A 24,396-nucleotide genomic window follows, 5' to 3' on the forward strand; every position below is an offset into this window, starting at 1 on the left:
AACGCTCAACGCGCGGCGCAGAGATTACCGAGAACGGTCGCCCTTTCATTGAGCAGGCCCGTCGCATCATCACCGATGTCGACAATTTGCGAACGACTGCCCGCAATGTCAGCTACGGCCTGCAAGGCCGGATCGCAGTTGGCTAAGCGAACCCGGTATCATCGCCCGGGCAGGGCCGGGATGGGCCATGTGGAACCGGTACACCAAAAGTCTTGCCTGGTGCGGCAACCTGCCCATTGGATTCGTGCAGATTCGAAACCGCTGCGGCGCAATCGTCGCTGCCCGGCAAATGCGGACGTCAGGTGGCTGCGCGGACCCGCTACTGCGCTTCCAGATCCTTGCGGGAGCGCGCGCCGGTCAATTGGAGTAGCTTCGAGACGTGATTGCGCACGGTGAAGTGGGACAGGCCAAGCCTCCGGCCAATTTCCTTGTTGGACAGGCCCTGGTGCAGGAACGGCAGAATCTGGCGTTGCCGACCCGTCAGCTGCGGCTGCGGTGTGCCGGTGTGGTCCGGCGCGCCCGCGGATCGAATTCTGCGGATGGCAAGGTCGTCCGCTTCGAAAAAGACAGTCTCGGGCAGGATCTCGCGCAGCCGGGCAATCGCGGCCTGATCATCGCAATTCATCAAGGCCAGAAAGACCGGTCGGCCTGCATCACCCTGGCCGAAAATCTCCTGGTCCAGCAAGATCGGCGTGCATTTGGATGATTTGCACGCCAAAGACGCTGCTGAAGAAGGTCGGCCTTTCATGACGGGCAAGGCTAGGGTGCTGCGCTGGAAAATCCATCATGCGCAGGCGGACGGCTCGGTTGGCCCGATCGGCGGCACTGGAATTCTACGAATGGCTGGAATGTCATGACGAACGCAGCACATGCCGACACCGTTTCGCCGGTTTCCCGGCCCTGGGCGCCACTGCTCGGCAAAGATTTCAAGGATGGTCTGGGCGAGACAACGCTCAGGCTTGGGGCCCTGTTCTGGGGTCTGGTCCTGATCGTCGATAGCGTCATGTGGGGCATTGCCGGGGTCGATCCTGCCGATTCCTTCGTTGGCAAAGTGATCCTGAACAGCTTCGGCGTGCTGCTGTCGGTCGTGCAGACAGCAATCCTGTACCGCTTTCACCATGTCAGCGTGCTGGCCAAGACAGTGCTGGCGTTCGTGCTTTCGGCAATTGCGGCACCGATCTATGGCCTGTTCGATCTCGCGATCTATCGCTGGTGCGTCTGGCCCAGGGTGCCTGCATTCGATCTCGGCGCGTTCGGCGTTACCATGGTTTCCTCCACGGCCATGTTCTTTGGCTGGTGCTGCCTTTACGTGGCGCTGGCCTACAGTTTCGATGTGCGGGACCGCGAGCGCAAGCTGGCCGCTGCCCGCGAAGAGGCGATCGGCGCGCAAGTGCGCGCGCTGCATTACCAGATCAACCCGCACTTCCTGTTCAACACGCTGAATTCGATTGCCGGACTGGTCGAGGAAGGCGCCAACAGCCGCGCCGAACGCATGGTGCTGTCGCTATCCACCTTCCTGCGCACCACGCTTGAGCTCGATCCGCACCAGGATGTGCCGCTGGGTGATGAGCTGGCGCTGCAGCAGGACTACCTCGAGATCGAGCGTGAGCGTTTTTGCGATCGGATGGGCTATTCGATCGAGGCCGATCCAGCGGTACGCCAGGCGCTGGTCCCCAGCCTGATCCTGCAGCCGCTGGTTGAAAATGCGATCAAGCATGGCGTCGGCCGTTCGGCCTTGCCGGTCTGCATCCGGATTCTGGCCCGCAGGACGAGCGACCGGCTGTGGATCGCGGTCGAGAACGACCTGGGCCAGCAAAGTCCGCCGCTGCCGGGCTTTGGCATTGGCCTGCGCAATGTTTCCGAACGGATTGCCTCGCGCTTCGGCCAGAACGGCAGCTTTCGCGCCGGCATTGTCGATGGGGTGACCTACCGGGTGGAGCTCGATCTGCCCTGGAGGACTTGATGAGCGGATTGCAGGTCCTGATCGTCGATGATGAACCGCTGGCCCGCCGGCGCCTGGCGCGGCAATTGCGGACAATTGCCTGGATCGCCGAGGTCCATGAGGCCGGCAATGTCGAAGATGCGCTCGCCGCCATTCCTGAGGTGACGCCGGATATCCTGCTGGTGGACATCCAGATGCCGGACGGGACCGGCTTTGATCTGGTTCGAAGGCTCAACAATCCAAGCCTGGCGGTCATTTTCGTCACTGCCTTCGATGATCAGGCGCTGAAGGCCTTTGATGCCAATGCCATCGACTATGTGACCAAGCCGATCGAGCCCGGGCGGCTGCGCATGGCGCTGGAACGGGCGCGCCACGCGGCGATGCTCAGTTCGAGCATGGACCGGATCAGCGAACTTGAAGAAGTGGTTGCCGCGCTGCGCCAGCGCGATTTCTCGGCGGCACGCGGCAAGCCTGAATTGTGGGTCCGTTCGCAGGGCGACTATGTTCGCATCCTGCCCTCTGCGATCACCCACGCCCAGGCTGAGCGGGATTATGTGCGGATCCACGCCGACGGGCACGAATATCTCTATCACGAGAACCTCGGCACCCTGGAAAGGATGCTTGCACCCGAACAGTTCCTGCGCATCCACCGCAGCACGATCGTGCGCATCGATGCGGTGGAACGGGTCAAGGCCGGCAGCTTCTCGTCGCTGGCGCTGGTGCTTGCGAACGGTGTCGAGCTGCGCGTGGGACGGACCTATACCGCGGGCATCCGCAACCAGTTGATGGCGCGCCAATAGCGCGCGGACATCTGGCGGGTTCGCGCGGGATTTCCTTCTGCCTGGCCAGCCAGACTTCGGGCCGCTTTGCAAAATTGTTGCAGCTTGTGCTTGACGGCGCAGCGCGCTTGGCGGCAGCACCAGCCCATGGCCGGGTTCCTCTTTGCACTGCTTGCCAGCATGGTCGTCAGCCTGGGCGCACGCGATCAGGCGATTGTGGCCAGCCTCAGCGCGCGGCAGGGCGCAAGAGGCGCGGTGCTGGCGATTGCGGTGCTCTGCGCGGTGCTGAGCGCTGCGGCAGCCGGCTGGGCCGGGGCGCAGGCCGCGCCGTTGCTGGCGCCGCGCGCGCGGGCCATGCTGGTGGCGATGGTGCTGGGCCTCGCCGCGCTCGAATTGCTGGTGGTGCGGCCCTTGCGCAAGCCGGCCGAGCCGACCCATTCGCTGTTCGCCTTCGCGGCGGTGCTGCTGGCCCAGCAGCTGACCGATGCGACCCGGTTCGTGGTCTTTGCGCTGGCCGCCGCATCGGTGCTGCCATGGGGTGCAGCACTGGGCGGGGCGCTGGGCAGCGCGGCGATGTTGCTGGCGGCCTGGAGCGCGGGGGAAGAGCTGGAAAGCTGGCCCTTGCTGGCGGTGCGGCGGGGCATCGGCCTGCTGCTGGCGGCAATCGCGCTCTATCTGGCTTTTTGATCGCCGTAAACGATCATAGTCTGCATTTTAAGCGGTTGGACCGATTAATAGCCGTGGCCTAACGCTTCCCCATTGCTTCTGCAAAGGGGATCGACATGACCAATACCGACAATGCCCAAACCGCGCTGACCGAAAGCCTCAACGCGCTGCTGGCCGATCTGTTCGCGCTCTACCTCAAGACCAAGAACTTCCACTGGCACGTGCGCGGGCCGCAGTTCCGCGACCTGCACCTGCTGTTTGACGAGCAGGCGGCCGAGATCTTCGCGCTGACCGATCTGGTCGCCGAACGCGTGCGCAAGAACGGCGCCGCGACGCTGACCTCGATCGGGGCGATCGCCGCGCGCAGCCGGATCGCCGACCAGGACGCCGCCGATCTTGACGCGGCCGCGATGGTGGCCGAACTGGCGGCGGACAACCGCACCTTGCTCGCCGCGATCCGCGAGGCCAAGGCCGCAGCCGGGGCCGCTGGCGACAATGCCACCGAAGGCGCGGCTGATGACTGGACCGACCAGGCGCAGCAGCGGATCTGGTTCCTGACCTCGCTGCTTGGCTGATCGGCCACGCATAGCATTGCAGCCGCGTTCACGGCGCGCGGCTGCGGTGCTATCGCCCGGATCATGAGCAAGGCCACCATCCACCCGGACGCCACCGATCGCCAGATTGCCGAGTGGCTCGAACGCCGGTTGAACCGCGCGCTGTCCGCGCACCCGCACGGGATCGCGATCACCATTCCGGGCGGCTCCACCCCGTTCCCGATCCTGGCCTTGCTGGGCGAAGGCGGGCTCGACTGGTCGCGGATCACGGTCTGGCCCGGCGATGACCGGATCGTGGCGGAGGATCACCCGGCCAGCAATGTCGGGCGGATCCGCCGGGCGCTTGCGCCGCTTGGCGCGCGGGTGGTGGCACTGACCGAAGACGCCCGACCGCCGCATTTTGCCCTCACCTGGCTGGGCATGGGCGAGGACGGACACCTGGCCTCATTGTTTCCCAACACCGATCCCCGGGTGGATGATCCGCTGCCGATCCGCCGGCTGACCCCCGATCCACTGCCACCCGAAGCCCCATTCGACCGGCTCAGCCTGACGATCCCGGCCCTGCTGGACAGCGACGCCCTGGTGTTCGTGATCCGCGGCGCCAGCAAGCGCGCGCTGTTCGAAGCGGCGCTGCGCGGCGCCAACGACTTGCCGGTTGCACGACTGCTGGGCGCGGCGCATCAACCGGTGGCATGCTTCACCTGATTCCCGCACCGCTCCACCGCCTGGGCCTGCGCCTGGCGCATGCCGTGCGGCGGCGCTGGTGGCGGCTGGCACAGGTCCGGCTGCAGGGCTGCCGGGTCTTAGCCTTTGATGCCGAGGGGCGGGTGCTGCTGATCCGCCATTCCTATGGCAGCGGCAACTGGATGCTGCCCGGCGGCGGGCTGGGCCGGCGCGAGGATCCGCTGGCGGCGGCGCTGCGCGAACTGGCCGAGGAAACCGGGCTGGCGCTGGATGATGCGCGGGCCTTCCTGACAGTGGATGAGCCGCTTTATGGCACCACCAACCGGGTCCACCTGGTTGCCGGGCAGGCGGCGGGCGCACTGGCGATCGATGGCCGCGAAGTGATCGAGGCGCACTTCTTTGCGTCCGATGCCCTGCCGCCCGATCTCTCGCCCGCCTTGGCCGCGCACTTCACGGCCTGGCTGGCGGCGGCACGGCAGTAACGGAAAAGGCCCGGACAGCGTTTCCGCTGCCGGGCCCTTCTGTCGGTGCGATCGGGTTTACTTGGTGTTCTTGGCCAGCGCCTCGGCCGCCACTTCACCCAGCATGTTGCAGTTCTTGGTGTTGTCCTCGATCAGCTTGTTCACCTTGTTGGTGTCGTTGATCATGTCCCACATTACCTGCTTGCGGGCCTTGACGTCGTTGACCACGACTTCGGCTTCCTTCTTGCTGAGTGCCACCCCGGCAACCATCAGCGCGACGGCCTGGTTCTTGAACTTTTCCGACTTGTCCTTGGTCTTCTCGGGTTCGGTGCCGCCCGCATAGATATCCGAAGCGAACAGGTTGAAGGCGGCGCAGTGGGCCACTTCTTCATAGGTCAGCGCGTCTTCGGCCATGGCCAGGCCCGGTGCAACGAACAGCGCCAGGGCGCCAGCGGCGGTAACAAGCAGTTTCTTCATGGTGTGTGTTCCTTTTGGTATGGCGAGCCGCAGCCGCTTACTTGTCCTTCAGCGCCTGGACAGCAGCTTCGCCCAATTCGTTGCAAGTCTTGGCATTGGTTTCGATCAGCTTCGACATATAGGCCTGATCGTCGATCTTGGCGTACATTGCCTGGTTGCGGGTGGTGATATCGTCCATCACCACCTTGCTGTCCTTCTTGGCGATCGCGACCGCGACAACCGACAGCGCAACCGCCTGGCTCTTGTACTTCTCGACCTTGTCCTTGTTCTTCTCGGGCTCGCCACCTTGCGAAAAGATCCGCATGGTCAGGATATTGAACGCGGCGCAATTGGCCACTTCTTCATAGCTGAGCTCGCCAGCCGCAGTGGCCTGGCCCGGAAGTGCGACCAGCCCGATCGCGGCAGCAATAAGCAGTTTCTTCGACATGGTACCCCCAAAATTTTCCGATTGGTCAAGGTGCATGCGCTGCGGCACTGGCCCTGAACGTCGGTCAGCAGATGACATACTTGTGATGAACTAGGTAGTCGATCGCTGCGGCTTCGACTTGTTAACATGCGACAGCGACAAAAAAGTCACAAGGACGCTCAGAACGGCAGCTGGCCCTGGCTGGGCCCGCCGACCGGGGGCAGCGCGGGGGCATCGTCCTCCAGCGCGGAGAGCGTCAGCCCGACCAGCCGGACCGGCTGGGCCAGCGGCAGCACTTCATCCAGCAGGGCGTGGCCAATTGCCGCGAACTCGGCCTCGCTGGCCACTGGCCGGGCCAGCGACCGGGCGCGCGTCAGCTGGCTGAAATCGGCATGTTTGAGCTTGAGCGTGACCGTGCGTCCTTCGCTTTTCGAACTTTCGATCCGCTTCCAGGTGATCGCGATGATCCGTTCCAGCACCTCGCGCAGCGCCGAGCCCGAGGATATGTCCTTGTCGAGCGTGCGTTCGGCCCCGACCGACTTGCGCGGCCGGTTGGCCTTCACCCGCCTGAGGTCAATCCCGCGCGCGGCGCGATAGAGATAATCCGCCTGACTGCCGAAATGGCGGCGCAGGAACGCGATGTCGCACAGCGCCAGATCGGCCCCGGTCTCGATCCCCAGCGCGGCCATCTTCTCCGCGCCCTTGGGGCCGATCCCGAAAAACCGCCGCACCGGCAGTTTGGCGACGAATTCCGCGCCTTCGCCCGGGCGGATCACGCACAGGCCGTCGGGCTTGTTCTGGTCGCTCGCCAACTTGGCCAGGAACTTGTTGTAGGACACCCCGGCGCTGGCGGTGAGGCCGGTTTCGGCCTTGATCCTGGCGCGGATCAGTTCGGCGATGCGGATGGCCGATCCGATCCCCTTGAGGTCCTCGGTCACATCAAGGAACGCCTCGTCCAGGCTCAGCGGCTCGACGTGCGGAGTGTAATCCAGAAAGATGTCGCGGACCTGGCGCGAGACCTCGTTGTACACGGCGAAGCGCGGGGGCCGGAAGATCAGCTGCGGGCAGAGCCGCTTGGCAGTGATCGACGGCATCGCGCTGCGGCAGCCGAACTTGCGTGCTTCATAGGAACAGGTGGTCAGCACCCCGCGCGGCCCATCACCGCCGACCGCCACCGGCAGCCCGCGCAGCGATGGATCATCGCGCTGTTCGACGCTGGCATAGAAGGCATCCATATCGACATGGATCACCTTGCGCAGGCCCTGTGCCTCTTCATGCGTATCGTCGGATTCGCTCACGGGATCGCTCATCGCCTATTGATAGCGCGCATGCGGGCGAAACGAAAAGTCACTGGCCACGGCGGCACAATCCGGCCATTGGCGGCCCATGTCCGCCGCCACGCCCGAAGATCATCTCCCTATTCGCGTTATCGGTGAACGCGAATTCGTGATCATGATGGCGTCGTTGATGGCGCTCGTGGCGCTTTCGATCGATTCGATGCTGCCCGCGCTGGACGAGATTGCCCAGGCGCTGCAGGCCGGCGATCCCAATCGGCGGCAGCTGGTGGTTGGCGTCTATCTGGTCGGGGCCGCGCTTGGCGCCTTGCTGCCGGGGGCGTTGGCGGATCGCTATGGTCGCCGGCCGGTGCTGTTCGGGGCGCTGGCCTGCTATGGAGGACTGGCGCTGGTCTGCGCGTTGTCCACCTCGTTCGAAATGCTGCTGGCCGCGCGCGGGCTTCAGGCGCTGAGCAGCGCGGGACTCTCGGTCCTGCCCAGTGCGATCGTGCGCGATCGGTTCTCCGGTGATCGGATGGCGCGGGTCCTGTCCACCATCACGCTGGTCTTCATGGCCGTCCCGATGATTGCACCGTCGTTTGGCCAGCTGGTCCTGCTGTTTGCGGACTGGCGTTGGATCTTCGGCGGGACAACGATCATGGCGCTGGTGGTGGGAACGTGGGTCTGGCTGCGTCTGCCCGAAACGCTGGAGCCGGCAAACCGTCAGGATATCCACCTGGCGACCATCGCCCGGAACATGGTGGGCGGCCTGAGCGAACGGTCGGCGAACGGATATGTGCTTGGCGGCGGGATCGTCTGGTCAGGGCTGTTTGGCTATCTCAATTCCTCGCAGCAGCTGGTCGCCGAACATTTCGGCGCCGGCGAGAGCTTTGCGCTGATTTTTGCGCTGATGGCGGGCGGCATGGCCGTGGCCAATCTCACCAATGCAACAATCGTGATGCGTTTCGGGGCGCGGCGGGTTTCCCACGCGGCGCTGTTCGCCTTCATTGTCGTTGCCATGCTGCAGGTTTGGCGGGCGTTTGCCGGGGGCGAAACGCTTTGGGAATTCGTTGGGCTGATGGGCGCGCAGATGTGTCTGATCGCCTTCATGGGCGCCAATTTCACCTCGATCGCGCTGCAGCCTTTCGCCCGGACTGCAGGGGCAGCGGCATCGGCGCAGATGTTCGTGCGCTCGTCCCTGTCTTCGCTGCTGGGAATTGCGATTGGTCAGGCCTTCGACGGGACCGCCCGGCCGATCGCGCTGGCGCTGTTGCTGGGGGGCGTGGGGGCGCTGATGCTGGTGCTCTACAGCGAGCGCGGACAGCTTTTCCGGCGGCCCAATCCACCCTACAGGCCGGTTCCATGAACGATATTTTCGACCTTGCGGTGATCGGCGGCGGCGTCAACGGCGCGGGGATTGCGCGCGATGCGGCCGGGCGCGGGGCCAGGGTGCTGCTGCTGGAGGCGGGCGATCTGGCGCAGGGGACCAGCTCGGCCTCGACCAAGCTGATCCACGGCGGGCTGCGCTATCTGGAACACTACGAGTTCGCCCTGGTGCGCGAATCGCTGAAAGAGCGCGAGGCGCTGTGGGCGATCGCCCCGCACATCATTCACCCGCTGCGCTTTGTGCTGCCCTATGTCGAGGGACTGCGCCCGCGCTGGCTGTTGCGGCTGGGGCTGTTCCTTTACGATCATATCGGCGGGCGCAAGAAACTGCCGGCCACCCGCACGGTTGACCTGCGCCGCCATGCCGCGGGTGCACCGCTCAAGGGCGGGTTCGGCACGGCTTTTGAATATTCGGACGGCTGGGTTGATGATGCGCGGCTGGTGGTGCTCAACGCGCTGGACGCGGCCGGTCACGGTGCCACGGTGCGCACCCGCACCCGGGTCAAGGGTGCCACCAGGGTACCCGAAGGCTGGCGGATCGAGACCACCGAAGGCACCTACCACGCCCGCGCGCTGGTCAACGCCGCCGGGCCCAATGTGCTGGCGGTCGAAGGCTCGCTGGGCGAGGCGCCCGACTATGCGATGCGGCTGGTGCGCGGCAGCCATATCGTGGTGCCCAGCCTGTTCGATCATCCCTATGCCTATTTCTTCCAGCTGCCCGACGGGCGGATTTTCTTTGCGATTCCCTATCAGCGCCAGTTCACGCTGATCGGCACCACTGACCGGGATCAGGCGCCCGGCGATCCGGTCAAGGCCAGCGATGAAGAGATCGCCTATCTGTGTGAAGGCGCCAGCCGCTATTTCGCGAAGCAGATCACACCTGACCAGGTGGTCTGGACCTATTCCGGGGTCCGCCCGCTGATCGACGATGGCTCGGGCAAGCCCGAGGCGGCGACGCGCGGCTACCGGCTGGAGCTGTCGGAGCCGGGCGAGGGCGCGCCCCTGCTCAGCGTCTATGGCGGCAAGATCACCACCTATCGCCACCTGTCCGAAGAGGCGGTGGACAAGCTGGCGACGCGGCTGCCCGCGCTGAGCGGCCGGCCGTGGACCACCCGCGCGCCGCTGCCCGGCGGCGATTTTCCGGTCGAGGGGCTGGACGATCTCAAGGCCGGGCTGGCCCGCGACTATTCCTTCCTGGGCGCAGCGGATATCGACCGGATCACCCGCGCCTATGGCACCCGCGCGCGGCTGTGGCTGGGCCAGGCCCAGGGCTGGCAGGCGCTGGGCAGGCTGTTCGGGGCCGGGCTGACCCAGGCCGAGGTTGATTACCTGCGCGAGCAGGAATGGGCGGTCAGCGCCGAAGACGTGCTGTGGCGGCGCACCAAACTGGGGCTGCTGCTGGGCGCGGACGAACAGGCGGCGCTGGCGCAGTACCTGGGCGGTTAGCTCACCCCCAGGCCCTTCCAGGCCAGCCCGGCGAATTCGCACAGCAGCGGCCGGGTATCGCGCGGGTCGATGATGTCCTCGATCCCGAAGATCTCGGCGGTGCGGAACGGGCTGCGGACCTTGTTGAGCCGTTCGCGGATCGCCGCCAGGTGCGCGGCCGGGTCTTCCGCGGCCTCGATCTCGGCCTTGTAGGCCACTTCGATCCCGCCTTCGATCGGCAGGCTGCCCCAATCGCCCGAAGGCCAGGCAAAGCGGTACTGGAACTTGTCGGCATTGCTCATCGCCGATCCGGCAATGCCATAGGCCTTGCGCACCACCACCGAACAGAGCGGCACCGTGGCCTTGTAGATCGCGTTCATCGCCTGGACGCCATAGCGGATCGTGCCCGCGGCTTCGGCGGCGCTGCCGATCATGAAGCCGGGGTTGTCGACCAAGTGGACCACCGGCAGGCGGAACTGGTCGGCCAGCTTGATGAACCGTTCGGCCTTTTCGCTGGTCCGGGCTTCCCACGATCCGCCCAGGAAACTGGGATCGCTGGCCAGCACCGCCACCGGCCAGCCATCCAGCCGGGCAAAGGCAGTGATCACCGCGCGGCCCCACATCCGGCCCATTTCGAACACCGAACCCTGGTCGAACACCGCGTCGAGCACCTTGCGCATCGAATAGGCCTGGCGCGAATCGCGCGGCACGGTGCTGATCAGCGCTTCCTCGCGCCGGTCGGCCGGGTCGCTGCACGGCGTGCGCGCGGCGAACTGGCCGACGCAGGACGGCAGATAGGACAGGAACCGGCGCGCGCGGGCAAAGGCTTCGTATTCGCTGCCCACTTCCTCATCGACCACGCCGTTGCGGGTGTGGATCACCGAACCGCCCAGGCTTTCCTTGTCGCCACCCTCCTTGTCGAGCTTCTCGCCGATCGCCTCGACCACGGCGGGCCCCGCCGCGAACAGCTGCGACAGACCCTTGACCATCACCGAATAATGGCTGGCCACCACCCGCGCCGCACCCAGGCCGGCCGTAGGCCCCAGCGAAAGCGCCACCACCGGCACGGTTTCCAGGTTGGCGATCACGTCGCTCCAGCCCGGCACGGCCGGCACATAGGTTGCCCCGATCATCTCCAGCGTCTTGACCGATCCGCCTCCGCCGGTCCCGTCGATCATCCGGATCAGCGGGATTTTCAGCGTGTGGGCCATCGCCTCGCACTGTTCGAACTTGCGCCGGATCGCTGCATCGGCCGCGCCGCCGCGCACGGTGAAATCGTCTGCACTGGCCACCACCGGGCGGCCCTCGATCGTGGCCTTGCCGAAGATCAGGTTGCTGGGAGCCAGCCCGGTCAGCTCGCCATCGGCGTCATAGCTGCCCTTGCCGGCGATCTTGCCCACTTCGCGGAACGATCCGGCATCGACCAGCCCGGCGATCCGGGCCCGCGCATCCAGCTTGCCGCGGCTGTGCTGGCGGGCGACTTTTTCTGCTCCGCCCATCGCTTCGGCCAGCCTTTCGCGCTGGCGCAGCTCGTCGATTTCCTTCTCCCAGCTCAACGCGGCATCCCTTCGGCGTGGATAATTCGCGCCAAGGGCTAGAGTGCATTGCCCAACACCGCAATGCCCCTTGCACTTGGCCCGCTGCACCACTAGAGCGCCTGCCAAACCAAGGCGCTTTTTCCCACGGGGCAAACAGGATGGCAGACCGTTTCAATACCATCGCAGGCTGGACGCTGTTTTCGGGCGTTGTCGCGCTCGGTCTTTCGAGCATCAGCGCGCACTACTTTCAGGCGGGCAAGGTAGAGCACGCCAAGGAAGAAGCCGGCGGCGAAGGCGCGAAGGACGAAAAGCCGTTCGAAGCCTATCTCGCCTCGGCCGATGCGGCGAAGGGTGAAGCCACCTTCAAGAAATGCACCAGCTGCCACACGGTTGATCAGGGCGGTGCCAACGGTCTGGGACCGAACCTTTACGGCATCCTGGGCAGCGCGATGGCCAGCGGTCGTGGCGGCTTTGCCTATTCCGATGGCCTCAAGGCCAAGGGCGGCAAGTGGGACTGGGCCAGCATGAACCAGTGGCTGACCAGCCCCAGCGCGTTCGTGACCGGCACCAAGATGAGCTTCGCCGGGATCACCGATCCGCAGGAACGCGCCAATCTGATGGTCTTCCTCAATTCCAAGGGTTCGAACCTGCCGCTGCCGCCGGTTCCCGAAGTCAAGGAAGGCGCCGCTCCCGAAGCTGCTGCCGTGGTTGGCGATGCCGCCAAGGGTCAGAAGAGCTTTGCCAAGTGCGCTTCGTGCCACACGGTCACCCCGGGTGCTCCGGCTGGCCTGGGTCCGAACCTGGCCGGCGTGTTCGGCGCCAAGGTTGCGGGTGGCAGCTTTGCCTATTCGGATGGTCTCAAGGCCAAGGGTGGCAATTGGGATGAAGCCAGCCTCGATGCCTGGCTGACCAGCCCGAGCGCCTATGCTTCTGGCACCAAGATGAGCTTTGCCGGCCTGCCCGATGCGCAGGAACGCGCCAACGTGATCGCCTACCTCAAGGAAGCGAAGTAAGCTTCGCCGCCTGAAGGCAAGCAAGGGGTGGGGCCGCAAGGCTCCGCCCTTTTGCTATCCTCGCAAGCGGCTAACCCTTGAACCCCTGCGCGATCACATACCATTCCGACGAATCCTTGCGGCTGGCGGGCGGCTTGGCGTGTTTGACTGCGGTGAAATGCTGCTTGAGCAGCGCCAGCAGATCGGTGTCGGTGCCGCCGGCCAGCACCTTGGCCACGAAAGCCCCGCCCGGCGTCAGATTCTCGATCGCGAAATGCGCGGCGGTTTCGACCAGGCCCATGGTCCGCAGGTGATCGGTCTGTTTGTGGCCGACTGTGTTGGCGGCCATGTCGGAAATGACCAGGTCGGGCGGCCCGTCCAGCGCCTCGGTCAGCGCCGCGGGTGCCTCGTCGGCCATGAAGTCCATCTGGAAGATCGTTACGCCTTCGATCGGGTCGGTCGGCAACAGGTCGATCCCCACCACCGCCGCCTTGGGGCTACGCTTGCGGACCACCTGCGCCCAGCCGCCCGGGGCAATACCCAGATCAACCACGCGGCGCGAGCCCTTGAGCAGGTCGTACTTCTCGTCAAGTTCGATCAGCTTGAACGCGGCCCGGCTGCGCCAGCCTTCGGCCTTGGCCTTCTGGACATAGGGATCGGCCAGCTGCCGCTGCAACCACCGCGCCGAGCTGGCGGTGCGCTTGCGCGCGGTCTTGAGCCGCTCCGGCTCCTTGCCCTTACCCCTCATCCCCGGTTCCTTCGCGCCTGCCGCACGGCCTGGCGGCTCAGCTCTGCCGCACTGCTCGAAGCCATCAGGCTGCGCAGGATGCCTTCGCGGATTCCGCGATCGGCCACGCCCAGCCGGTTGGCTGGCCACAGTTCGAAAATCGTTTGCAGGATCGCGCAGCCGGCCACCACCAGATCGGCCCGTTCGCGCCCGATGCAGGGCTGGGCGCGGCGCTGTTCGGGTGACATCAGCGCCAGCCGTTCGCACAGCAGGGCCATGTCCTGCGCCGATACCACCAGTCCATCGACCGCGCGGCGATCGTATTGCGGCAGTTCCAGATGCAGACTGGCCAGCGTGGTCACCGTGCCGCTGGTGCCCAGCAGCCGCAGTGCATGGCCGCCCGGGGCAGCGGCGATTGCGCCGCCGATCCGTTCGGCAAAGGGGGCCAGACTCTCGCGCACCATGCGCCGCATCTCGTCATAGCGCAGTGCCCGGCCAACCGCGTCCGCCGGTTCGGCCATGCAGCTTTCGGTCAGGCTGACCACGCCCCAGGGCACCGATTGCCAGTCATGGATCCGGGGGGGCTGGCCGGGGTGGCTTTCGACCAGCACCAGTTCGGTCGATCCGCCGCCGATATCGAAGATCATCGCCGGGCCTTCGCCGGCCTCAAGCAGCAGGTGGCAGCCCATTACCGCCAGTCGGGCCTCTTCCTGGGCGCTGATGATATCCAGCAGGATCCCGGTTTCCTGGCCGACCCGGTCGATGAATTCGGCGCCGTTTTCGGCCCGGCGGCAGGCCTCGGTCGCCACCGAGCGCGCCAGGTGGACGCTGCGCCGGCGCAGCTTGTCGGCGCAGACGTGCAGCGCGCCCAGCGCGCGGTCCATCGCCGCATCGCTCAGCCGGCCGGTCTGGGCCAGCCCTTCGCCCAGCCGCACCACCCGGCTGAAGGCATCGATCACGGTGAAGTGCTCGCCATCCGGGCGCGCGATCAGCAGGCGGCAGTTGTTGGTGCCCAGATCGATCGCGGCAAAGGCCTGGCGGTGAAAGGGGGATTGGCGGTGGACGCTCGCATGCCAGCGCTCCGCCGGGTCGGACGGTGCGGATTCCTGGTTACGGCCACCGGGCCGGCGCGTGGTGTCGCATGGAAGCGGACTGGCTGCGGCCCCCTGGCCCGGCCGGTCTTGTCCTTCGCTTCCTGCCACCTCCTTGTCGCGCATGGCCGGCGGAAGATCGTCCGCCATTGCAAGTACACTCTTATCGTTTTCCCGCCAGCGTGACGGGTACCTGATGCCTTGGTAGCCCCATGCCGCAGCCGGAGCAAGCTCTGTCGCGGTGTGGCTTGACGAGCGAGCGCCGCCGCCCTAGAGGGGCGCCCCTGATTGCCCGATCCTCTAATGGTAAGAGAGCGGACTCTGACTCCGTCAATCAAGGTTCGAATCCTTGTCGGGCATCCATTCCCCTTCCTTTGTTGAGTGCGGACAGGCCATCCGGCCTGCCCTTTGCAACGCCGGCCCGCTCCCCCTCCCGGCCACCCATTAGGGTATCCCTATGGTATGGGTGGCCGGGAGGGGGAGCGGGCCGGCGTTGCAAGCTGATCGCGGAGGCGATCAGCGCACTCGACAAAAGTGCCTAAGCAGGCGACAAGGCGCTAATGACTGAAGAAGAAGAAAAGCGCCTGCACCGCAGGCGTTTCTACAAGGCCGAGCAGGAAGCCGGTTTTGTCGAATCGCACGTAACCTCCACGCCGCAGACCCGCGATCCGGCCTATCGACTGGCCTTCCGCGACACCGATTTCCTGCTGCGCGAGGAATTGCGCCCGGTGCGCTTCCAGCTGGAACTGCTGAAGTGCGAAATGCTGCTGGACGAAGCGAAGATCGGTTCAACGCTGGTCTGCTATGGCTCGGCCCGGATTCCCGCGCCCGAAATGGCCGAGGAAGCGCTGGCGGCGGCCACCACGCCTGAAAAGAAGGCGGTGATCGAGCGGCTGGTCGCCAAGGCGAAGTATTACGAGGAAGCCCGCAAGCTGGCGCACATTGCCTCAAGCTGCGGGATCGTCGAAAAGGGCATGCGCCAGTTCGTAGTCTGCTCAGGCGGTGGGCCCTCGATCATGGAAGCGGCCAATCGCGGCGCGGTTGAGGCCGGGGCCGAAACGATCGGGCTCAACATCGTGCTGCCGCACGAACAGGCGCCCAACCAGTATGTTACCCCGCATCTGGCGTTCCAGTTCCACTACTTCGCGCTTCGCAAGATGCACTTCCTGCTGCGCGCCAAGGCGGTGGCGGTGTTCCCGGGCGGCTTTGGCACGCTCGACGAATTCATGGAGCTGCTGACCCTGATCCAGACCGGCAAGATGCGCCCGATCCCGATCCTGCTGTTCGGCAAGGAGTTCTGGAACCGGGTGATCAACTTCGAGGCGCTGGCCGAGGAAGGGGTGATCAACTTCGAGGATCTTAACCTGTTCCACTGGGTCGAAACCGCCGAGGACGCCTGGGCCAAGGTGGTGGAGTTTTACGACCTGAGCTAACCGCGCGCCTCGGCGTGGCCCAGCGGTCCGCTGCCCTGGCCGAAACCGGGCGCGGCGCGCAGGGCGGAGCGGACGAACAGCCGCGCGCGGTCAACCGCTTCGGGCAGGGCCATGCCCTTGCCCAGGTAGGTTGCGATCGCGCTGGACAGCGTGCAGCCGGTGCCGTGGGTGTGGCGGGTGTGGATGCGGGTTGCGGCCATCACGTGCGGTTCCTCGCCGGGCAGGACCAGCACGTCTTCCACCCGCTCACCCTCGGCATCGCCGCCCTTGGCAAGGTAGGCCACCCCGCGCGCCTGCATCGCTTCGTGGCCGCCCAGGGCTTCCAGCTCGGGCACATTGGGCGTGGTCAATGTGGCGAGCTGCATCAGCCGTTCGAACCCGGCGATTGTTGCCGCGTCGGCCAAAGCTGCGCCGCTGGTGGCGATCATCACCGGATCGAACACCACCGGGACGGCCAGCGCTGCAAGCCGGTCGGCCACCACGGCGGCGATCTCGGGCGAGCCGAGCATGCCGATCTTGACCGCGTCCACGCCGATATCGCTGGTGCAGGCGTCGATCTGCGCCGCGACCATCGCGGGCGAAAGCGCCTCGACCATGGTCACCCCCAGCGTGTTCTGCGCGGTGATCGCCGTGATCGCGCTCATCGCATAGCCGCCCAGCACGGTGATCGTCTTGAGATCGGCCTGGATCCCCGCGCCGCCCGAAGAATCGGAGCCGGCAATGGTCAGGATGCGGGGCGGGGCGGTCATCCCTTGAACTTGCGCACCGTGCTGGGCGGGTGCTTGGCGTGATGTTGCTGTGCCCGCGTCGGCCGGTCCATCAGCTCACCCCCGCAATTGGGGCAGCGCTCGTCCAGCGCGTCGGCGCACTGGGTGCAAAAGGTGCATTCGAAGCTGCAGATGAAGGCGCCGGGCAGTTCGGCCGGCAGGTCAGTCCCGCACTTTTCGCAATTGGGGCGCATTTCAAGCATCGGCGGCCTCCTTCACGGCAGCGCAGATCGCATCGACCACGCTTTCGACCTGCCCGGCATCGTCGCCTTCGGCCATCACCCGGATCACCGGTTCGGTGCCCGAGGCGCGGATCACCAGGCGGCCCTTGCCGGCCAGCTGGGCTTCGGCTTCGGCAATCACCGCCTTGACGCGCGCCTCCTCCAGCGGCTTGCCGCCCGCGAAGCGCACGTTCTTGAGCAGCTGCGGAACCGGATCGAACAGGTGCAGCAGCTCGCTCGCCCGCTTGCCCGACTGGACCAGCGCGGCCAGCACCTGCAGCGCGGCGACCGTGCCATCGCCGGTGGTGGCGTGATCGAGCAGGATCATGTGCCCGCTCTGCTCACCGCCCACGTTGTAGCCCGCCGCCTTCATCTTCTCGAGCACATGGCGGTCACCCACCTTGGTGCGTTCCAGCGTCAGCCCCTGCCCCTGGAGGTAGCGTTCAAGCCCCAGGTTGGACATGACTGTCGCCACCACGCCGCCGCCGCGCAGCTCGCCGCGCGCGGCCAGCTGGGAGCCGATCAGCGCCATGATCTGGTCACCATCGACGGTCTGGCCATGTTCATCGACCACGATCAGCCGGTCGGCATCGCCATCAAGCGCAATCCCGATATCGGCGCCGCTGGCCACAACGGTTTCCTTGACCAGCGCCAGATGGGTAGAACCGCAGCGCTCGTTGATGTTGGTGCCGTTGGGATTGACCCCAACCGCAATCACTTCCGCACCCAGTTCCCAGATCGCGCTGGGCGCTACCTGATAGGCCGCGCCATTGGCGCAATCGACTACGATCTTCAGCCCGTCGAGCCGCACATCGTCGGGCAGCGCGCCCTTGACCGCGTGGATATAGCGCCCGCGCGAGTCTTCGATCCGGCGGGCCCGGCCGATATGGTCCGACGGGGCCAGCGGCAGATCCTGCGCCAGCTTCGCCTCGATCGCCAGCTCGTCCTCGTCCGACAGCTTGAACCCGTCGGGGCCGAACAGCTTGATGCCGTTGTCCTCATAAGGGTTGTGGCTGGCCGAGATCATCACGCCAACATCGGCGCGCAGTTCGCGGGTCAGCATCGCGATTGCCGGGGTGGGCAGCGGGCCGGTCAGCACCACGTCCATCCCCACGCTGGTAAAGCCCGCAACCAGCGCGTTTTCCAGCATGTAGCCCGACAGGCGGGTGTCCTTGCCGATTACCACCCGGTGCTTGTGCGATCCGCGCAGGAAATGCGTGCCGGCCGCCTGGCCCACCTTCATCGCGGTGGCGGCAGTCATCACCCCGGCGTTGGTCTTGCCGCGGATCCCGTCGGTGCCAAAATAGTTGCGTCCCATAAGCTGCCCATAGCCCGAAAAGTGTTCAGGAATTGCTATGTCGCAGCGCGCCGCTAAAGTCACGCGCACAAGATCGAGAACCCAGGGGAGCCAGTTTGATGTCAGCACCGGTCGAGGCCGCCAAATTCCCTGAAATCAAGGTGCCTGCCGGGCTGACCTTTGCCGGACTGGTGCTGGGATTTGCGCTGGGTGTGCTGCTGCAAGGCACCCCGGCACTGGCGGCGCTGATGGAATTTGCCGAACCGGCCGGCAAGCTGTGGCTGCGCGCGCTGCAACTGACGATCCTGCCGCTGGTGGTCGGGCTGGTCTATACCGGAATCTCGCAGACCCTGGCCGCAGCGGGCGGCGGGCGGCTGGCGCGGCGCGCGGTCGGGCTGTTCTTCATCTGCCTGCTGGCGGCCGGAACCATGTCGGCCTTGCTGATCCCTGCGCTGCTCGAACTGTTCCCGATCCCCGAACGGGCGATTGCCGCGCTCAGCGGCGGGGCGGCCGAAGCGGGCAAGGTGCCGGGCTTCTCCGAAATCCTGCTGGCGATGATGCCCGAAAACATCTTCGCCGCTGCGGCAGCGGGGGCAATGCTGCCGATCGTGCTGTTCGTATCGGTGCTGGCCGTGGCCGCGACCCGGATCGCCGATGCGCCGCGCCGTCACCTGGCCACGCTGTTCGAAGGGCTGGCGGCGGCGATGATGGTGGTGATCGGCTGGGTCCTGGCGATTGCCCCGATCGGCGTGTTCGGCCTGTCGCTGGCGGTAGCGGCCAACAGCGGGACCGACGCGATCGGTGCGCTGGCGCACTATATCCTGGTGGTCAGCGCCGCAGGCCTGGTGGTGATGCTGGCCGGCTATGGCATTGCGCTGGTTCTGGCGCGCAAGGGGCTGGGCCAGTTTGCCCGGGCGATGCTGCCGGTCCAGGCGGTGGCGCTATCGACCCAGAGCTCGCTGGCCTGCCTGCCCGCCATGCTGGGCGCCACCCGCAAGCTGGGCGTGCGCGAGGCGACCGCCGATTTCGTGCTGCCGCTGGCGGTGGCGATCTTTCGCGGCACCAGCCCGGCGATGAACATGGGGGTGGCGATCTATGCCGCCTATCTCACCGGAACGCCGCTTTCGCCCTTCGTGCTGGCGGTGGGGGTGCTGGTTGCCTTCCTGGTTTCGCTCAGCTCGGTCTCGCTGCCCGGTACGCTCAGCTTCGTGATTTCGGTCGGCCCGATCGCCAATGCGATGGGCGTGCCGATCGCGCCGCTGGCGCTGCTGGTCGCGGTCGAAATCCTGCCTGACCTGATGCGCACGCTGGGCAATGTGACGATGGACGTGGCGGTGACCGCCGCTGTGGATGAGGGGCGCGAGTAGGAGCGGGCCGGTGGTGCAAGGACAGGCGGATGCCTGTCCGCAGCGGCGTCAGCCGAAAGCCTAAAGCCCCTTCTCGTAGATCGTGTATTCCTTGTTGATCGTGCTCTCGATCGCATCGGCGATCGCGACCATCCCCTGATTGTCATCCAGGATCCAGCCGATCTCGCCGCGCGTTGAGCCATAGTGCGCATTGGCATTGCGGCGGATGTATTCGATCATCATGAAGGCCAGCTGGCTGGCCAGCCGCGATGACTGGTATTCCTTGAGCACGCCCATCAGCGGCACCCGCATAGTCTCGCCCTTGGGCTTGCGCAGCCACCACAGCAGCCGTGCCCAGCCGAACGGGAACAGCTTGCCGCCGATCGCCTTCAGCGGCTCGTTGAGGTTGGGAAGGGTCATCATGAAAGCCACCGGGCGGCCATCGTATTCGGCGATCATGATCAGGTCTTCACGCACCAGCGGCTTCAGCTTCTTGCCGGTGTGGGCGATCTCGGCCTCGGTAAAGGGGACGAAGCCCCAATTGTCTGACCAGGCATCGTTGAGGATTTCGCAGATGATCCGCGCCTCGCGGTCGAAATGCTTCACTTCGACCTGGCGGATCCGGATCCGTTCGTTGCGTTCGCCCGACTGGACGATCCGCTTGATCAGCGGCGGGAATTCCTGCGTGATGTCCAGCGCATAGGTCGCGAGCTTCTTGGCCGGGGTATAGCCGTCGCCTTCGATCCAGCCCTGATAGGCGGGATTATCGTGACCCATCATCACGGTTGGCGGATGATCATGGCCCTTGGTCAGGAGCCCCGGTTCTTCCCAGACCGACAGGCTGAGCGGGGCAAGCACCCGCGTCATGCCCTGGCCGCGCAGCCATTGCTCGGCCGCATCGATCAGCGCGCGGCCAACCGCTTCGTCGCTGGCTTCGAACAGGCCCCAGTTGCCAGTGCCCGGACCCATCCCCTGTTCGGCCGGCTGGGTCAGCGCGAGTTCGTCGATATGGGCCGAAATCCGCCCCACCACTTCGCCGCCGCGATGGGCCAGGAACAGCTGCATCCTGGCATGGTCATGAAAGGGGTTCTTGCCCGGGGTCAGCATTTCCACCACTTCGCTGCGCAGCGGCGGGACCCAGTTGGGATCCGATCGGTTCAACCGATAACCCAGATCGATAAATGCGTTGAGCCCGGCCTTGTCGGTCACCGGGGTGACGGTTATTTCTGCATTTGCCACGATGCTGCCTTTGTTCAAGGTCAATGAGACCCGCCTCTGGTGGCGGCACTACGCCAAGCCGCGCCGCAATGGAATGACTTGATGACGCTTCAGGAAAAGATCGATCCGCCTGTGCCCAATTCGCAGATTCCCGATGATATGGAAATGCTGCGCGCGGCGGTGGAACTGACCCGCGATATCGCGGCCGCGCGGCCCGAAATCTATTGGCCCGATATGCTGGTTTCGGCCGCGATCGGCTATGCCGGGATCGCCGGGGCGATCCTGCTGCCGGGCTGGCAGGCCTGGGCCAGCGCAGTGCTGGCAGTGTTCTTCCTCTATCGCGCGCTGCTGTTCATTCACGAGCTGACCCATATCCATCGCAATGCCTTGCCCGGGTTCCGGTTCGTCTGGAACGTGCTGGTGGGGATCCCGATGCTGACGCCCTCGTTCATGTACGAAGGGGTGCATACACTGCATCATGCCCGGACCAAATACGGCACGATCGAGGATCCCGAATACCTGCCGCTGGCCTTGATGAAGCCGTGGTCGCTGCCGGCCTTCATCCTGATCGCGGTGCTGCTGCCCATCGGCCTGCTGATCCGCTGTGCGGTGCTGGTGCCGCTGGGCGCGCTGATCCCGCCGCTGCGCAAGCTGGTCTGGGAACGCGCTTCGGCGCTGTCGATCAACCCCGATTTCCGCCGCCGTCCGCCCGAAGGCGATTTTGCACGGATGGTGTTCTGGCAGGAACTGGGCGCGGCAGTGTGGGCCTGGTGTCTGCTGGCCAGCACGCTGTGGCTGGGCTGGCGGCCGCTGCTGATTGCGCTGGCGGTGGTTTCGGCGACTGCGGTGTTCAACCAGATTCGCACGCTGGTGGCGCACCTGTGGCAGAACGATGGCGAGGCGATGACGGTCACCGCGCAGTACCTTGATTCAGTCAACGTGCCGCCGCCCGAACTGTTTGCCCCGCTGTGGGCGCCGGTCGGCCTGCGCTATCACGCGCTGCACCACCTGCTGCCAAGCATGCCCTATCACTCGCTGGGTGAAGCGCACCGGCGCCTGAGCCAGCACCTGGGGGCGCAATCGACTTATGAAAAGGCCAGCTATCCGGGTCTGCTGCCGCTGGTCGGCCGGATCGCCCGCAGCACGATGGTAAGGCGTTAGCGCCGGCCCCAGGCCGCGTGCCCGGCGCGATAGGCCGCTGCCAGCGCATCGGCGCGTTCGCGGGTTGAAGGACTGCCCGCCAGCCGGTCAAGAGGGGCAAAGATCGTATCGACCAGAGCATCACCCTTGGGCGGGTTGAAGCGACCGCTTCGCGCGTCTTCGTAGCCCTTCTGGTAGGCCCGGTTCAGTTCCTGCTCGCTGGGTTTGTAGGCCATCGGAACGCTCACTCCTCGGTCTTGACCAGTACCGTCTCACCCACCAGCAGGAACAACATGAACGGCGCCCAGGCCGCGATCAGCGGCGGGTAGCCGCCGAAATTGCCCATCGCCAGCGCCGCGTTATCGACCACGAAATAGGCAAAGCCCAGCGCCATGCCGATCACCGCGCGGATCCACAGGTTGCCCGAACGCGCCAGGCCAAAGGCCGCGACCGATCCCAGCAGGGGCATAAGCAGCGCCGATAGCGGCCCGGAAAACTTGTGCCACCACTTGCCCTCAAGCTCGGTCACCCGGCGGCCCGAGGCCTTGAGCGCCTTGATCGAGCGGCTGAGCGCGACGAAGTTCTGCCCATCGGGATCGACCCGTCCGATCGCCAGCTGCGCCGGGGTAACGCCGGTGGCGATCACCTGGCTGGGCATCGCGGTCTGCTGGGTCGAAGCGACTTCGAACTTCATCGGACTTTCGATCCGCCAGCCCGGATTGGCGAAGCTGGCGCGCGGGCTGCGCCATTGCTCGGTCACCATCCCGGCGGCGTCGCGGCGGTACCAGGTTACGCCTTCCAGCCGGGTCGCCTGGCCTTCGCCGCTGACGGTCTGCGCGGTCAGCACATTGGCGCCGTCGGGAACATAGACGTTGGTCCTGATTCCGGTGTCCTTGGGCAGCGGCTTGTAGCGGGCCTTGTTCCAGGCCTTCAGCGTGCCGCCGCGTTCCACCACAACGGTTTCGTTGAAAGTGAAGCTGACCAGCGAGATCACCCCCGCGGTCAGCAGCAAGGGCGCCAGGATCTGGTGCGCGGACAGCCCGGCGGCGCGCATCGCGATCACCTCGCTGTTCTGGTTGAGCGGCCAGAAGGTGAACAGCGTGGCCAGCAGCACCGAATAGGGCAGGAACCGCGCGATCAGTTGCGGCGTGCGCAACGAGACATAGTACCACAGCTGCGCCTCGCCATTGCCGGGCACCGCCAGGATATCGCCGCTTTCGCTGAGCAGGTCGAGCATCTGCAGCACCAGCACCAGCATCACCAGGATCCCCAGGATCCGGGATATGAACAGCCGCGCCAGATAGAGCGTGATGGTGCGCGAAGGGAACAGATCGCCCAGCATCAGGCCGCCTCCGCCTTCTTGCCGCGATTGAACAGCTTCATCACCCGTTTGCCCAGGTTGCCGACGAACTTCTCAAGCGCGCCGATCGGCTGGCCGCCGGGGACAAAGGCGATCCGCCAGAACATCCAGACGATCAGCAGCGCGAACAGCACGAACGGTCCCCACAGGATCAGCATCGGATCGAACCGCCCCTGCGCCGCCGCCGCCTGGCCGTATTCGTTGACCTTGTGATAGGCCACCACCATCACGATCGACAGGAACATCCCCAGTGACGAGGTTGAGCGCTTGGGCGGCACCGCCAGCGATACCGCCAGCAGAGGCAGCAACAGCATCATCACCACTTCGACCATCCGGTAGTTGAAACTGGCCCGGGTCTGGTTGCGGGTGGCCTGTGAAACCTGCTCGTTCCAGCCGATCCGCAGCAGTTCGGGCAGGATGTATTCACGTTCCTTGCCGCCGCGCTGGCGGAACTTCTCGATCGCCGGCAGGTCAATCGGCAGGTCGTGGCGCGAAAAGCTGAGCACGCGGGGGGCGTGGCCGGGTTCGTCCTGCACGATCTGGCCCTGCGTCAGGCGCAGCACGATCGTGTCGGGGCTGTCCTTCAGTGCCAGGAAGGTGCCTTCCCGGGCCGAGATCGTTGCCACCTGCCCGCTGGGCGAGGTGAAGCGCGCGAAGATCCCGATCAGGTGACGGCCGTTGTCCTCGCTCTTGTCGATCCGAAGCGCCATCTTGTCTTCGAGCGTGGTGAATTCACCGACCTTGATCGAAGCCCCCAATGCGCCCGAACGCAGTTCGAAATCGAGCTGTTCGTACCAGTAGCGTGCATAGGGCTGGAGATAGCCGACAATCCCGAAATTGACCGCCGCCAGCACCAGCGTGATCGCATAGGGCACGCGCAGCAAACGGGTGTAGCTGAGCCCCACTGCGCGCATCACGTCGAGCTCGCTGGTGGTCGAAAGCTTGCGGAAGGCGAACAGGATACCCAGCATCAGCCCCAGCGGAATCGCCAGGCTGGCATATTCGGGCAGCAGGTTGGCCAGCATCCGGAACACCACCGAAATCGGCCCGCCTTCGTTGCCGACAAACTCGAACAGCTTGAGCATCTTGTCGAGCACCAGCAGCGAGGCGGCGATGATGAACACCGCCAGCATCGGCATCAGCACCAGCCGGAAAATGTAACGATCGATGGCGGGGATGAATTTCACGTGGGGCTTTGCGCTCGGGATCCTG

26 protein-coding genes and 1 tRNA gene are annotated in these 24,396 nt (G+C 65.5%); 13 read left to right on the forward strand and 14 right to left on the reverse strand.

From position 1 onward, the window contains the following. Nucleotides 1–319 precede the first annotated feature (319 nt). A complete protein-coding gene (locus IT549_RS10060) occupies nucleotides 320–685 on the reverse strand; it encodes a LuxR C-terminal-related transcriptional regulator (RefSeq protein ID WP_292972720.1) in 366 nt (121 codons plus the stop codon). Between the two features lie 168 nt (nucleotides 686–853). Here IT549_RS10060 and IT549_RS10065 point away from each other — a divergent pair, with 168 nt between their 5' ends. From IT549_RS10065 to IT549_RS10090, 6 genes are all read left to right on the forward strand, one after another. Further along, a complete protein-coding gene (locus IT549_RS10065; RefSeq protein ID WP_292972722.1) occupies nucleotides 854–1,963 on the forward strand; it encodes a histidine kinase in 1,110 nt (369 codons plus the stop codon). Beyond that, complete coding sequence (locus IT549_RS10070) at nucleotides 1,963–2,742, forward strand: LytTR family DNA-binding domain-containing protein (RefSeq protein ID WP_292972724.1); 780 nt, start codon at nucleotides 1,963–1,965, stop codon at nucleotides 2,740–2,742. The genes IT549_RS10065 and IT549_RS10070 overlap by 1 nt, the downstream gene beginning before the upstream one ends. Nucleotides 2,743–2,868: 126 nt before the next feature. Continuing rightward, nucleotides 2,869–3,408, forward strand: a complete 540-nt coding sequence (locus tag IT549_RS10075; protein WP_292972726.1) for a hypothetical protein — start codon at nucleotides 2,869–2,871, stop codon at nucleotides 3,406–3,408. Nucleotides 3,409–3,503: 95 nt separating this feature from the next. After that, nucleotides 3,504–3,962 (forward strand): DNA starvation/stationary phase protection protein, encoded by a 459-nt coding sequence (locus IT549_RS10080; protein ID WP_292972729.1) that lies wholly within the window; start codon nucleotides 3,504–3,506, stop codon nucleotides 3,960–3,962. A 63-nt stretch (nucleotides 3,963–4,025) separates the two neighbouring features. Further along, nucleotides 4,026–4,646, forward strand: a complete 621-nt coding sequence (locus IT549_RS10085; RefSeq protein ID WP_292972731.1) for a 6-phosphogluconolactonase — start codon at nucleotides 4,026–4,028, stop codon at nucleotides 4,644–4,646. Then, complete coding sequence (locus IT549_RS10090) at nucleotides 4,634–5,107, forward strand: NUDIX domain-containing protein (RefSeq protein WP_292972733.1); 474 nt, start codon at nucleotides 4,634–4,636, stop codon at nucleotides 5,105–5,107. Before IT549_RS10085 ends, IT549_RS10090 begins: the two co-directional genes overlap by 13 nt. Before the next feature lie 57 nt (nucleotides 5,108–5,164). Here IT549_RS10090 and IT549_RS10095 read toward each other — a convergent pair whose 3' ends face one another. From IT549_RS10095 to dinB, 3 genes are all read right to left on the reverse strand, one after another. After that, entirely contained in the window at nucleotides 5,165–5,563 is a 399-nt protein-coding gene (locus IT549_RS10095; protein ID WP_292972736.1) for a hypothetical protein, read from the reverse strand. Between the two features lie 37 nt (nucleotides 5,564–5,600). Continuing rightward, on the reverse strand, nucleotides 5,601–5,990 hold the full coding sequence (locus tag IT549_RS10100) for a hypothetical protein (RefSeq protein ID WP_292972738.1): 390 nt from the start codon (nucleotides 5,988–5,990) through the stop codon (nucleotides 5,601–5,603). Between the two features lie 158 nt (nucleotides 5,991–6,148). Further along, nucleotides 6,149–7,279 carry a DNA polymerase IV gene (dinB, locus tag IT549_RS10105; RefSeq protein WP_292972740.1) on the reverse strand — a complete coding sequence of 377 codons (1,131 nt, stop codon included), beginning with the start codon at nucleotides 7,277–7,279 and terminating at the stop codon, nucleotides 6,149–6,151. Between the two features lie 76 nt (nucleotides 7,280–7,355). On the opposite strand from dinB, the gene IT549_RS10110 reads away from it, so the two are divergent. Together IT549_RS10110 and IT549_RS10115 are read left to right on the forward strand one after the other, a co-directional pair. Then, entirely contained in the window at nucleotides 7,356–8,609 is a 1,254-nt protein-coding gene (locus IT549_RS10110) for a multidrug effflux MFS transporter (protein WP_292972742.1), read from the forward strand. After that, complete coding sequence (locus tag IT549_RS10115) at nucleotides 8,606–10,075, forward strand: glycerol-3-phosphate dehydrogenase (RefSeq protein ID WP_292972744.1); 1,470 nt, start codon at nucleotides 8,606–8,608, stop codon at nucleotides 10,073–10,075. Before IT549_RS10110 ends, IT549_RS10115 begins: the two co-directional genes overlap by 4 nt. Here the strand turns inward: IT549_RS10115 and IT549_RS10120 are convergent. Beyond that, nucleotides 10,072–11,610 (reverse strand): carboxyl transferase domain-containing protein, encoded by a 1,539-nt coding sequence (locus IT549_RS10120; protein ID WP_292972746.1) that lies wholly within the window; start codon nucleotides 11,608–11,610, stop codon nucleotides 10,072–10,074. The genes IT549_RS10115 and IT549_RS10120 overlap by 4 nt on opposite strands. Before the next feature lie 140 nt (nucleotides 11,611–11,750). Between IT549_RS10120 and IT549_RS10125 the strand changes: the two genes are divergently transcribed. Then, nucleotides 11,751–12,605, forward strand: a complete 855-nt coding sequence (locus IT549_RS10125) for a c-type cytochrome (RefSeq protein ID WP_292972748.1) — start codon at nucleotides 11,751–11,753, stop codon at nucleotides 12,603–12,605. Between the two features lie 70 nt (nucleotides 12,606–12,675). On the opposite strand, the gene IT549_RS10130 is transcribed toward IT549_RS10125, so the two are convergent. Together IT549_RS10130 and IT549_RS10135 are read right to left on the reverse strand one after the other, a co-directional pair. Further along, nucleotides 12,676–13,332 carry an RlmE family RNA methyltransferase gene (locus tag IT549_RS10130; protein ID WP_292972750.1) on the reverse strand — a complete coding sequence of 219 codons (657 nt, stop codon included), beginning with the start codon at nucleotides 13,330–13,332 and terminating at the stop codon, nucleotides 12,676–12,678. Further along, the gene (locus IT549_RS10135) at nucleotides 13,329–14,552 is read right to left on the reverse strand and encodes a Ppx/GppA phosphatase family protein (RefSeq protein ID WP_292972752.1); all 1,224 of its coding nucleotides are present in this window, start codon (nucleotides 14,550–14,552) and stop codon (nucleotides 13,329–13,331) included. Before IT549_RS10135 ends, IT549_RS10130 begins: the two co-directional genes overlap by 4 nt. Before the next feature lie 139 nt (nucleotides 14,553–14,691). Between IT549_RS10135 and IT549_RS10140 the strand changes: the two genes are divergently transcribed. Further along, nucleotides 14,692–14,765 (forward strand) — tRNA-Gln (locus IT549_RS10140). 197 nt (nucleotides 14,766–14,962) lie between these two features. After that, a complete protein-coding gene (locus IT549_RS10145; protein WP_292972754.1) occupies nucleotides 14,963–15,835 on the forward strand; it encodes a TIGR00730 family Rossman fold protein in 873 nt (290 codons plus the stop codon). Here the strand turns inward: IT549_RS10145 and thiD are convergent. Genes thiD through glmM form a run of 3 tightly spaced genes read right to left on the reverse strand, consistent with a single transcriptional unit; the run spans nucleotide 15,832 to nucleotide 18,141 of the window. Then, entirely contained in the window at nucleotides 15,832–16,584 is a 753-nt protein-coding gene (gene thiD / locus IT549_RS10150; protein ID WP_292972756.1) for a bifunctional hydroxymethylpyrimidine kinase/phosphomethylpyrimidine kinase, read from the reverse strand. The genes IT549_RS10145 and thiD overlap by 4 nt on opposite strands. Next, nucleotides 16,581–16,805 carry a DUF1272 domain-containing protein gene (locus tag IT549_RS10155; RefSeq protein ID WP_292972758.1) on the reverse strand — a complete coding sequence of 75 codons (225 nt, stop codon included), beginning with the start codon at nucleotides 16,803–16,805 and terminating at the stop codon, nucleotides 16,581–16,583. The genes thiD and IT549_RS10155 overlap by 4 nt, the downstream gene beginning before the upstream one ends. After that, on the reverse strand, nucleotides 16,798–18,141 hold the full coding sequence (gene glmM / locus IT549_RS10160; RefSeq protein WP_292972760.1) for a phosphoglucosamine mutase: 1,344 nt from the start codon (nucleotides 18,139–18,141) through the stop codon (nucleotides 16,798–16,800). Before glmM ends, IT549_RS10155 begins: the two co-directional genes overlap by 8 nt. A gap of 98 nt (nucleotides 18,142–18,239) precedes the next feature. Here glmM and IT549_RS10165 point away from each other — a divergent pair, with 98 nt between their 5' ends. After that, a complete protein-coding gene (locus tag IT549_RS10165; RefSeq protein WP_292972762.1) occupies nucleotides 18,240–19,487 on the forward strand; it encodes a cation:dicarboxylase symporter family transporter in 1,248 nt (415 codons plus the stop codon). A 60-nt stretch (nucleotides 19,488–19,547) separates the two neighbouring features. On the opposite strand, the gene IT549_RS10170 is transcribed toward IT549_RS10165, so the two are convergent. Then, nucleotides 19,548–20,705 carry a GNAT family N-acetyltransferase gene (locus IT549_RS10170; protein ID WP_292972764.1) on the reverse strand — a complete coding sequence of 386 codons (1,158 nt, stop codon included), beginning with the start codon at nucleotides 20,703–20,705 and terminating at the stop codon, nucleotides 19,548–19,550. A gap of 81 nt (nucleotides 20,706–20,786) precedes the next feature. On the opposite strand from IT549_RS10170, the gene IT549_RS10175 reads away from it, so the two are divergent. Beyond that, entirely contained in the window at nucleotides 20,787–21,845 is a 1,059-nt protein-coding gene (locus IT549_RS10175) for a fatty acid desaturase (RefSeq protein WP_292972766.1), read from the forward strand. Here IT549_RS10175 and IT549_RS10180 read toward each other — a convergent pair. The 3 genes from IT549_RS10180 to lptF are packed head-to-tail and all read right to left on the reverse strand — an operon-like array spanning nucleotide 21,842 to nucleotide 24,371. Then, on the reverse strand, nucleotides 21,842–22,060 hold the full coding sequence (locus IT549_RS10180; RefSeq protein ID WP_292972768.1) for a hypothetical protein: 219 nt from the start codon (nucleotides 22,058–22,060) through the stop codon (nucleotides 21,842–21,844). The genes IT549_RS10175 and IT549_RS10180 overlap by 4 nt on opposite strands. 8 nt (nucleotides 22,061–22,068) lie before the next feature. Further along, on the reverse strand, nucleotides 22,069–23,166 hold the full coding sequence (gene lptG, locus IT549_RS10185; RefSeq protein ID WP_292972770.1) for an LPS export ABC transporter permease LptG: 1,098 nt from the start codon (nucleotides 23,164–23,166) through the stop codon (nucleotides 22,069–22,071). After that, nucleotides 23,166–24,371, reverse strand: a complete 1,206-nt coding sequence (gene lptF, locus IT549_RS10190) for an LPS export ABC transporter permease LptF (protein WP_292972772.1) — start codon at nucleotides 24,369–24,371, stop codon at nucleotides 23,166–23,168. Before lptF ends, lptG begins: the two co-directional genes overlap by 1 nt. Between the last annotated feature and the right edge of the window lie 25 nt (nucleotides 24,372–24,396).

This window comes from Novosphingobium sp. (assembly GCF_020852455.1).
Taxonomy (GTDB): Bacteria; Pseudomonadota; Alphaproteobacteria; order Sphingomonadales; family Sphingomonadaceae; genus Novosphingobium.